At 39.2% G+C, this 12,161-nt stretch carries 3 protein-coding genes; 2 read left to right on the forward strand and 1 reads right to left on the reverse strand.

Going from position 1 to position 12,161, the window contains the following annotated elements:
• Positions 1 to 15: 15 nt before the first annotated feature.
• Complete coding sequence (locus tag VB691_RS22895) at positions 16 to 10,767, forward strand: S8 family serine peptidase (protein WP_323293845.1); 10,752 nt, start codon at positions 16 to 18, stop codon at positions 10,765 to 10,767.
• A 174-nt stretch (positions 10,768 to 10,941) separates the two neighbouring features.
• Positions 10,942 to 11,724 carry a PEP-CTERM sorting domain-containing protein gene (locus tag VB691_RS22900; protein WP_323293846.1) on the forward strand — a complete coding sequence of 261 codons (783 nt, stop codon included), beginning with the start codon at positions 10,942 to 10,944 and terminating at the stop codon, positions 11,722 to 11,724.
• A 42-nt stretch (positions 11,725 to 11,766) separates the two neighbouring features.
• Here VB691_RS22900 and VB691_RS22905 read toward each other — a convergent pair.
• Positions 11,767 to 12,161 (reverse strand): DUF4351 domain-containing protein (locus tag VB691_RS22905; RefSeq protein ID WP_323293847.1); only part of this gene is annotated, 395 nt, incomplete at its 5' end.

Here is a 12,161-nt window from a genome sequence, read left to right on the forward strand (position 1 = left end):
GGAAGTGATGGTGCTGTGAGTGTCAGAATAAACTTAACAAATGGTACAGCAACCGTAGGAAGTGACTATAATAATAGCCAAATTACAGTTAATTTTGCTGAAGGAGAAACTAGCAAAACAGTAACTATTCCCATCATTGATGACAGTATTTTAGAAAGTAATGAAACCATTAATTTAAGTCTTTCTAATCCCACCAATGGGGCAACGATTGGAACACAAAACAGCGCAATTGTCAATATTATAGACAATGATTTTAAACCAACTTTAACCGTTAATATTAATACAGAACAAATCACCGAAGGTAACACTATTCAAGGTACAGTTACCCGAAATACTGACACAACAGAACCTTTAACCGTTACTTTAGTTAATAGTGATAATACCCAAATCACTGTACCTACTACAGTTACCATTCCAGCCGGGGCAAATTCGGCCAACTTTAATATTACTGCTGTAGATGATACCTTAATAGAACTTCCCAAAAATCACACTATTATTGCCTCATCTTCTGGGTTTATTAGCGGTTCGGATAGTCTAGCAATTATCGATAATGATGGAGTCACTTTAACCCTCACAGTTGACACTTCTAATATTAACGAAAACGGAGGTAAAGCTCAAGCCACAGTCACCCGAAATATTGTTACAGATACACCCTTACAGGTTCAACTGTTTAGCAGTGATACGACAGAAGCAACCGTACCAACTACAGTTATTATCGCAGCAAATCAAGCATCAGCAACTTTTGAAATTCAAGGCGTTGATGATACAATTCTTGACGGCACACAAACCGCCATTATTACCGCCAAGTCTACTTATACGGGTACAAATATAGCATCAGATGCAGGTAAAGCCACAATAAATATTAATGTCATTGATAACGAAAGTCCCTCTTTAAAAGTAGTTATAGATAAAGATGTTATCTCAGAAACCGGAACAGCAACCGCAACAATTAGCCGTAATACTGATACTAGCAGTGATTTAATAGTCAATCTTAATTCCAGTGATACAACAGAAGCAACTATTCCCAATACTGTAATAATTCCCGTCGGACAAACTTCTGCTACTTTTACCATTACAGGAGTCAGTGACGGAATTAATGATGGTAGTCAAGCAGTAACAATTAATGCCTCAGCAAATGGGTTAAATAGTGGTAGTGATAGCTTAGAAGTTACTGATATAAATGTCCCGGATTTAGTGGTGACTCAGTTACAAGGAATACAACCCACTTATACAGGAAAACAGTCACAACTTACCTACACTATTACTAATAATGGTATTATCAGCGCGTCAGGAAATTGGAAAGACAGGGTTTATTTGTCAACGGATAATAAACTTGATGCTAATGATACTTTATTAGGGGAATTTGGTTTAGGAAGTGTCGAAAATCCTGCTAATTTATTACCTAGTTTGTCTTACGATCGCACAGTAACATATTTTGCACCACGAACCCCCGGACAATATTATTTAATTGGTGTTACCGATACGGGAAATACAGTTAATGAAGGGGTAAACATTGGCGAAAATAATAATACTACGATTACTCCAGTAACAATAACACCTGCTTATCGTGCGACAGTTTATACTGATACAGAAACCGCGCTCGCAGGTAATCCTATCACTTTACGAGGAACGGCTTTAAGTAATAATGATAATTCCCCTGTAGCTTATGAATCTGTCAAAATCAGGATAGAAAATAAAGGAAATATACGAGAATTTGATTCCTTTACCGACGGCAATGGTAATTTTATCCGTCAATTTACCCCCTTACAGGGAGAAGCAGGAAACTATAATATTAATGCTTATTTTCCTGGTTTTGCGGCTGAAGATAGTGCAGCAGAAGATCAGTTTACCTTGTTAGGAATGCGGTTTGAACAAAATGACCAATTCTTAACGCAAGTATCCCAACGTATTACTGAAGGAACAACCTTTAATGGTTCAGTTAAATTACAAAATCTGAGTGATTTAGGATTATCGGGATTAACTGCTAGTATAAATGGTGCGCCTACTGATTGGACAGTTAATCTTACCCCAGAGAAAACGAGTTTATTAGGTAATGAAGAAATAACCGTTAACTACAGTATTAATGTTCCTGATGATAAATGGAGTTATTACAATTTCTCAGTTGGTTTAAGCAGTAATGAAGGGGTAACAGCGACGTTACCTATACGGGTAGATGTGGCGCAACTATTACCCCGTTTAGTGGCAGATACTAGCAATTTACAGGCGAGTATGTTGCGGGGAGGTCAAACTTTAGTAGAATTTACTGTTAGTAATCAAGGTGCGATTGCTTCGGGAGAATTAGATATTTTGCTTCCTGATGCGCCTTGGTTAAAGTTAGCTTCTACAGTGACTTTACCCTCGTTAAATCCTGGAGAATCAACTAAAGTTTCCCTTTTATTACAACCGTCAGCAACCCAAGAATTAACTCTTTATAATGGGAATGTGGTAATTTCAGGGGATGAAGCATCCTTAAGTTTACCGTTTAATTTTCGGGCGATTTCGGAGGCAAAAGGCAATCTAAATATTAATGTAGTCGATGAATTATTCTTCTTTGCAGAAGGTTCACCAAGGTTAGCAAATGCGACAATTAGTTTATTAGATCCCTATACGGGAACGGTTATTTTTTCAGAACAAGATGCAGACGGAATTTTAGCAAAAAATAATTTAGCTGAGGGATATTATAAACTTCGTATTAGTGCCGATAATCATGATACTTATGAACAGAATGTCTATATTGGTGCAGGAGAAACGGAAGATATACAGGCATTTTTGTCAAGACAAACGGTTAAATATACTTGGACGGTAACGCCGACAGAAATTGAGGATCGATATACCATTAGTATCGAAAGTGTTTTTGAGACTAATGTACCCATTCCCACTGTGGTTATTGAACCTAGTTTTATCGATCTAGATCAATTACAAGTAGTGGGTCAGGTTATGCAAATTAACGTTACCGCTACTAATCATGGTCTAATTGCTGCTAACGACATTAATTTCTATTTTGGCGACCATCCTTTCTACAAAATTGAGCCGTTAATTAATAACCTTGATATTTTAGCTGCAAAGAGTTCGATTACAGTTCCGGTGCGTATCACTCGCATTGCCGACTTTGACACCTTGAGTAGTTTTGGGGGTCAACTAGCTTTACAGTCTTCTCCCTCCGTTCCTTGCAGTATTTCTGGTGGTCTTGATTATTATTATGAGTGTGCTGGCCAACAAATTAAAAGAGCAATCCCCCTGCCATTTTTAAATGTTGACGGCAACTGCTTGAGTGGTGGTGGTGGCTTCGGTGGTGGTGGCTTCGGTGGTAGTGGCTTCGGTGGTGGTGGCTTCGGTGGTGGTGGCTTCGGTGGTGGTGGCTTCGGTGGTGGTGGCTATGTCACACCTATCACGGTTAATCTTACAGAACCTAACTGTGATCCCTGTAAAGAACAAAATTTACAGGCTAGTATTTGTTTAACGATAGGTTTAGCGGGTTGTATTCCTGGCCCCATTGGTCGCGGGGTGACTGTTTTTTCCTGTGCTGTTGGTTTTGGTGATGGGGAAGGAGATTGGCAGGATTGGACAGGATGTTTAACAGGACTCGGAGGCTTTGTTTATCCGCCTCTTTGCATTCCTTCTATCCTACTTTGTTTAGATGATTTCTGTTATGACCCCATCCTTGGGGGTAGTTCTCTATCAACAAGTGCCTCTGTTTCCCCTATTAATCAAGGTTTAGCTCGTGTTGCTGAATACAGAAACAGGGTACAAGCTATATATAATACATATCTTGATTTCTTTGGAGATGAAGTTTGGTTAAACGTAAGTAGTGATCATGAAACCCTTCTTGTCAGTTGGTTAACGGAATTTTTTGCTCGTACTCAAGGTGCAACAGCAGCAGCAGCAAAAATCACGGAAACTGAACAACAACAGCTTCTCCATACTCCATTCCCGCCATCCATATCACAGTCAAATATACTTAAGTTAATTGATCGCTGGAATCGGACTGTTGATTATTTTGAAACTGGAATTTATAACCAATCTCAAGTTCCTAATGGTCAAAGCCAAGATTTTGTCGATCTAGGAAAACTAGGAAGTTCTCTTAATACTTTAGAGACTGCTATTGCTCAGACTGAAGCTGAAGGCTATAACGATATCTTCGCTGGTTTGCAAGCAGTCAGCAGTGAATATCAAAAAGCTTTGGAAGGAAGCGGAGGAGTTTGCGCCACTGTTAGAATCAAGATTGACCAAGAAGCCGTAATGACCCGTGCCGCATTCTTAGGCAGTTTAGAAATCGACAACGGAAACCAAACCAACCTAACCAACCTCTCCGTTACCCTACAAATCAAAGACGGAAACGGCAATATTGTTAACGACATTTTTGGCATTACTGACCCCATCCTTAGCAATATTACGGCTGTAGATGGCACAGGAATATTAACAGGGGACAACCCCAATACCCCCCAAGATGAAGGGATTGGTAGCGCAAAATGGACATTTATTCCTACTAACCTTGCAGCACCAGAAATTCCCACTCAATATAGTATTGGCGGTTCACTTTCCTATCTAGAAAACGGTGCAACTGTAACAGTTCCCCTACTTTCTACACCCATCACCGTCTATCCTCAAGCAGAATTACACCTAGACTATTTCCATCAACGAGATGTCTTTGCAGATGACCCTTTTACCGATGATATTATCGAAACTTCTGTACCTTATTCCCTCGCCGTATTAGTCAGAAATGAAGGCAAAGGTGACGCGAAAAACCTCAAAATCACCTCTGGACAACCCAAAATTATTGACAATGAAAAAGGCCTATTAGTTGACTTTCAAATTATCGGTTCAGAAGTCAATGGACAAGGAGTTAGTCCTTCCTTAACCGTTAACTTTGGTAATATTGAAGCCGGAAAAACTGCCGTTGCTGACTGGTTACTCAAATCCAGTTTACAGGGTAAATTTACCGATTATAAGGCAACTTTTGAACATACAAATAGTCTCGGTAAAGCTGAACTCTCCCTGATTAAAGAAGTCAATATTCATGAATTAATTCATCAAGTCAAAGTCAACCACGCTAACCCCGATAATTTACCTGATTTTCTTGTCAATGAAACCTTTGACGCAAAATTCACCCCCGATATAATCTATTTCAGTTCGGGTGGAACTGCTCCCGTAAAAGCAGTAAAAGATGCCACTATTGACGCACCTGCAACCATAACAGATTTAACCGTACAAATTACAGCCACTGTTGACAATGGCTGGACATATTTCGAGTTAGCAGAACCCAGTAACAGTCAATTCGATATAGTAAAAATTCAGCGTGCAGATGGTACTCAAATCAGCTTAGATAACTTCTGGATAACTGATCGCACCTTCCCCGCTACCGGTCGTCCTATCTATGAAAACATCCTCCATTTCCTCGATAACACCACCGCAGGAAACACTACCTACACTATTACCTATATTCCTGGTGGCCCCACTGTTACTGATATTATTGATGTTAGTCCAGATCCTCGTGCAACTGCGATTAATGCCATTACTGTTGATTTTTCCGAAGCCATTAAAGCCAATACTTTTGATTACAATGATCTGAATTTAACCCTCAATGGTGGTAGTAACTTAATTAACTCTAACGTTACTATTGTTTCTCTTTCTCCTACCCGTTATCAAATTACAGGATTAAACGATCTTACCTCTACAGATGGAGAATATAACCTAATAGTTAACGCCACGGGTATTCAAGACACAAGCGGAAAATTTGGGACAGGTTCACTAAATGAAACTTGGATAAAAACAGCAACAGGAAATTCCGATACAACTCCTCCTATTGTTACTGATATTATCGATCTCTTAATCGATCCTCGTAATCAACCCGTTCCCTCTTTAACTGTTACATTTTCCGAAAAAATTGACCTTAGTACCTTCACTTGGCAGGATATAACCCTAAGTTTGCTCCCCCCTAACCCCCCAGAAGGGGGAAATAATAGCGGAAATTCCTCACAAGGGGGGAATAATGCCAATTTAATTAACAATAGCGTTACAGTGACTGCGGTTAATGACACCACCTATCGTATTAATGGATTATCAGGATTAACCTTAACCGATGGGACTTATACCCTCACGGTTAATGGTAACGGGATTCAAGACTTATCGGGTAATACAGGTACAGGTATTCAGACAGAAACCTGGGTAATGGATACCACTGCACCCACTGTTCCTACTAATATTAATGTAACAGCAACCCCACCCGTAGGCACACAAGGCTTACAGCCAAATAACACTCCATCCCTACAACTGCTGACGGCATCAGGACAACGGCGCATTAATACCACTAATCCTAATATTAGCGGAGAATTGGGCGAAACAGGCTTAAAAGTCTTCTTCTATGACAAAACTACTAATACTCTTTTACAACAAGCAACGGTAACAGGAACACAATTTAGTAGTAATGTTCAACTTCCCTCACCAGGGGCCAGGGAATTAGAAATCAGGGTACAAGATGCCGCAGGAAACACCACCAACACCACGTTAAGCCTGTTTGCAGACGTAACTCAACCCATTTTAACCCAATTCCTTAACGTTCCCAGTTCAACCCCTAATCCTGTCAATAGTATTGATGTTCAATTTTCCGAACAAATAGACCTAAATACCTTCGATAACAGTGATATTTCCTTAACCCGTGACGGCGTTAACCTGACTTTACCGAATACTGTTACCGTTAGCTATATTTCAGATACAACTTACCGTATTAACGGCTTAGATAACTTAACCAATACACCTGGTATTTACAGCTTACGGGTGGATGCTACCACCATTCAAGATAACGCAGGAAACAGTGGTGATGCACCCAAAACTGCTAACTTTACCATTACTCCCCCTGCTACTCCAGGTATCACCCTAACCCAAACAGGAGGAAATATAAGCGTTGCAGAAGGAGGTAACACCGATACCTATAGTCTGGTATTAAAAACCCCACCCACTGCTGACGTTACTATTACTCTAACATCAGGGAATCAAATTACCTTAGATAAAACAACCTTTACCTTTAATTCAACGAATTGGAATACTCCCCAAACTGTTACGGTTACTGCGGTTGATGATAACATAACTGAAGGAAATCACACCGCAATTATTAACCATTCTGTTACCAGTACCGATACTAATTACAATGGCTCAAATATTCCTAATGTTAACGTCGGTATTCAAGATAATGATGCCGAAATCAAAGGCAATATTTGGAATGACATTGATGGCAATGCAGTTAATAATAATGAACAAAATCTATCAAATTGGACAGTTTATTTAGACAGCAATAATAACAATCAATTAGATAGTGGTGAAACTTCTACTCAAACCGATACTAACGGTGACTATAATTTTACCAATTTACGACCAGGAACATATAACGTCGCGCAAATTGTTCAAGAAGGATGGAAGCAAACCTATCCTATCTTTACCATTAGCACGACTGGGGCAAATATTCCCCTTTCTATCCCCACACTTGAGTTAATTACACCTACCTCTACTAATTCCTTAACAGGTAATTCCTTAATAGGAACAGACAATAATCAAACTCAACTTAACTTTAGTGCGACTAATAATCAAACTCAACTTAACTTTAGTACAGCTAATTATACTGTCAAAGAAGACGGAACAGCCATTACAGAAATTATTGTTACTCGCACAGGAGATATCACAAATTCTGTAGGTGCAACCCTAAGTTTTATTGATGGAACTGCCAAGGGATGCGCTTGTGCAGCCAGTTCTATTAATAACGACTTTAACAATATTCCCTTTACTATTACCTTTGCTGCTAATGAAGTAAGTAAAGTTATTACTGTTCAAAATGCCATCTTAGGAAACCCTAACGCTATCAAGATTCGTAATGACGACAAAGTTGAGGGAGACGAATACTTTACCATCCAATTAACTAACCCAACTAACGGCGCAATTATTGGCAATCAAAACACTGCAAATGTCACCATTCTTGATGATGAATCTCCCTCAAATACAACCACTAATCCCCCTGTAACCAATACTAATAACACCCCTTCTAACACTCCTTCTAGTCCCTTAAATAGTAATGCTATTTCCCTAATTAACCTTGATGATTTTTGGGCAGATTCTCGCTTTGCTAATATTAAAGGACAAGGACAAAGCATCGTTATTATTGATACAGGTGCAGACTTAAATCATCCCTTATTTGGGCCAGATAATGATAATAATGGCATAGCAGATCGCATTATTTATCAATACGACTTCGCTGATAATGACAATGATGCGGGCGATCGCAATAATCACGGTTCCCATATTACCAGCATCGCCGCCCAAATTGCCCCAGAATCTAACTTAATCATTCTCAAAGTCTTTAAAGACAATGGTTCTGGCAGTTTCTCTGACTTAGAAAAAGCCTTACAATGGGTCAACACCAACGCCAATACATATAATATCGCATCTGTCAACCTTTCTTTAGGAGATAGTCAAAATTGGACAACAGAAGTACCTCGTTATGGCATTGGGGATGAATTAGCCGCGATCGCCTCCCAAAACATCCTCATTGCAGCAGCAGCAGGTAACAGCTTCTACACCTTCAACAGTACCCCAGGATTAGCCTATCCTGCCATTGATCCTAATGTTATCTCAGTGGGTGCAGTCTGGGCTGATGACTTTGGTTCTCGTACCTTTGGGAATGGGGCAGTTGATTACAGCACAGCAGCCGACAGAATCGCTAGTTTTTCGCAACGTCACCCGCTTTTAGATGTATTTGCTCCTGGTATCTTGATTACAGGCGCAAATGCGACAGGTGGCACTATTTCGATGGGTGGTACATCTCAAGCAACTCCTTATATTAGTGCGATCGCCACCCTCTCCCAACAAATCGCCCAACAATATTTAGGACGTTCCCTGACCTTAACCGAATTTAGCACTTTATTAGATACCACTAGCAACTTAATTATTGACGGTGACGACGAAAACGATAACGTTACGAATACAGGAGTCAGTTATCCTCGGATTAATGTTTTGTCCCTTGCTGAAGCTATCTTAAACCTCAATAACAATTCTAATGGTTCTAATACAGGAAATACGGGAAATAATGGCACAAATGACCCCTTATATATTCCTGATAATACGGTTAGTCTAGTTCACACGGTTACTCTAACTGCGGGTCAAATTCTCACAGATATAAACTTTGGTAATCAGTTATTACCAACCAATCTACCGCCAACTTTAATTAATATTAATAAAACAGGGGATGAAGATAACACCATCGCTTTCACCTTAACGGATTTTACCTCAGCCTTTAGCGATTCCGATGGCAATAATCTGACTAAAATTCAGATTACTTCTTTACCGAATAACGGCATTTTAAAACTGAATAACACTCTGATTTCGCTAAATCAAGAAATTGCCCTCAATGACTTAAATGCCCTCACATTTACTCCAAATAACAACTTTAACGGTAATATTAGCTTTAATTGGAATGGTTTTGACGGCACTGTTTACACGATTAATTCCGCTACAGTAAACATTACCATTAACCCTGTAGATGATACACCAATCGTTACTAATCCTATCTCCCATGTAACTGTTAACGAAGATGCAGCTAATACCCTAATTGACTTAATCAATGTCTTCAGTGATGTAGATGGCGATATCATTGTTAAGAGTATATTGACTAACAGTAATAATGGTTTAGTAACAGCAACACTTAACAATAATCAATTAACTCTTGACTATTTAGACAATCAATTTGGGACAGCTAATATTACAATTCGAGGCACAGCTAATGGTCAAGCCGTTGATAATACCTTTACGGTTAATGTTAACCCCATTGATGATACCCTAATTGTTCAAAATTCCTTAGCTAATCTTACCGTTAACGAAGATGCACCCAATACCTTAACTGACTTAACTAATGTCTTTAGTGATGTGGATGGCGATATCATTATTAAGAGTGTATTGGCTAACAGTAATAATGGTTTAGTAACAGCAACAATTAACAATAATCAACTGACTCTTGATTACCTAGACAATCAATTTGGAACCGCTAATATTACCATTCGGGGAACTTCTAACGGTCAAACAGTTGATAATACGTTCAAAGTCACCGTTAACCCCGTCAATGATACACCGACTAATATCCTAATCACCAACACCAAAATCAGCGAAAATGCCCCCAATAACACCTTAATTGCTAATTTAAGCACCATAGACCCCGATGCCAACGACCAACATACCTATACCCTCCTTGACAATGGCAATGGACGCTTTAAACTCAACGGCAATCAACTATTCGTCAACGATAGTAGCCAACTTGACTACGAAACTGCCAAAACTCACGACATAATCCTTAAAACAACCGATCAAAACGGAGCCAACTTCAGTAAAACCTTTACCATTGAACTAAAGGATGATGTCGATATTGTCACTGGATTAGCTCAAGACGAAATTATTGTTAGTAGTGTCGGGAAAGGGATCTTGTCTGGAAATGGAGGTAAAGATATCTTTAAATATCCCAATCGTCAAAGTGCTGGTAATATTATTACCGACTTTAATGCTGATAATAATAACCTCAATGACCATGATATGTTTGACTTGAGAGACTTATTCAAAAATGTCAATTTAGGCAGTAATCCTTTTAGCAATATTCGTACCTCCCAAATAGGAAATAACACCTTAGTGAGTTATGCCCCCTTTGGTCGTTCAGTTCCTAACTATTTCTTGCCTCTAGCGACTTTGGAAAACGTACAAGCAACTGCTATTGATGCTGGCGATTTTATCTTTTCCTAAAGTCACTTACTCAGAGCTTCCATCTGATATTAAAAACCCGATTTTTTCAGAAACAACAACCAAATCATCGGGTTTGCTGCCTCTAAAAATCTTTTTTTTTGACTTTTGGGTAATGGTGTAAGATCTGAGGAAAGTTAATTTTTCTGTTCCCAACACACTCTCGGAGTTTAGTCAATGTTTAAATTTCAGTTTCAGTTTCAGACAGTTACTATTAGTTTAGCCACTGGTTTATTATTAGTGCCAACGGCAAATGCTATGACCATTGAAGGATTTGAAACTGGACTAAATAACTGGTCTATTTCACCAGGAGGAATAGCCAGTATCAAAGATAGTAATTTTGGAGTATTGCCAACAGAAGGAAGTTTTCAAGTTTTCCTCGAAACCGGAGAACTTAATGTTTTTACAACCCCAGTATTTGACCCTGGTTTAGTCCCTGATACTTTAGAAGGATTTACAGATACTACAACGCCAGGTTTTCTCTTTAATGATGGCCCAGGGTCCATTACTTCTCAGGGGACTTATGTTCAAGGAAGTGCCATTAAATTGACAACAGTAATTAATGCCCAAGCAGGACAAAAATTAGAATTTGATTACAATTTACTCACGGATGAAACCACTGGAACTAGCCCCAACAATGATCTGGCTTTTTTGAGTTTAAATCAAATATTAATTCCGATTATTTCAGTTAATTCAGTAAACAGTGGTGACTTTGTTTCTTCTGCTACTGGTTTTATTTCTGAGACAGGTTATAAAACATTCACTCATACTTTCCTCACCGCCGGAACTTTTACACTAGGGTTTGGAATAGTAGATGAAAACGCCTTTAGTGGTCATTCAGGATTACTAATTGATAATATTAGGTTAGCATCTCCCGCACAACAAGTCCCCGAACCTTCAATGGTCTTGGGATTATTCACTTTGGTTGGATTACTATCAAGATTCGCCCTCAAAAAATAAACTCGTGGATATGGTCTTTTGGGGGAAATTAACAAAATTGGTTTATTTGGCCGGCCAATTAAGCAAATCAGCCTCACTTTCAAAGTCTAACAAGGCTTCTCCGAGGTCTTCTATCTGCTCGACGGGGAGTAGGCGAATTTGTGCCTCTATGGTGGGTGAGAGTTGTCCTAGACGGCGATTTAGTTGGCGTAATACTAGCTTAGCAGCTTCTTCTTGTTTTCCTGAAGCTCTAATATCCTGGTAAATTACTGACTCCTTCATAATGTCTTCCCTCAATATCCGTTGAATCAATTGCTTATTTAATCTTAATCCAGCGAGAATTGCAGTGGAGGCCGCCAAATTGCTTTGGTCTGTTTTATCACTGATTTGTTCAATGCGGTTGGCCACATCTCTTAAGACAGCTTCCCTATCCCCACCTTGTCCTAACACCGCAAAGG

The sequence above is a fragment of the Crocosphaera sp. XPORK-15E genome (assembly GCF_034931425.1).
GTDB lineage: Bacteria > Cyanobacteriota > Cyanobacteriia > Cyanobacteriales > Microcystaceae > UHCC-0190.

What these genes read in the sequence shown, in the direction of transcription:
- VB691_RS22900 (WP_323293846.1), top strand. Translation starts at nt 10,942, where the DNA reads ATGTTTAAATTTCAGTTTCAGTTTCAGACAGTTACTATTAGTTTAGCC.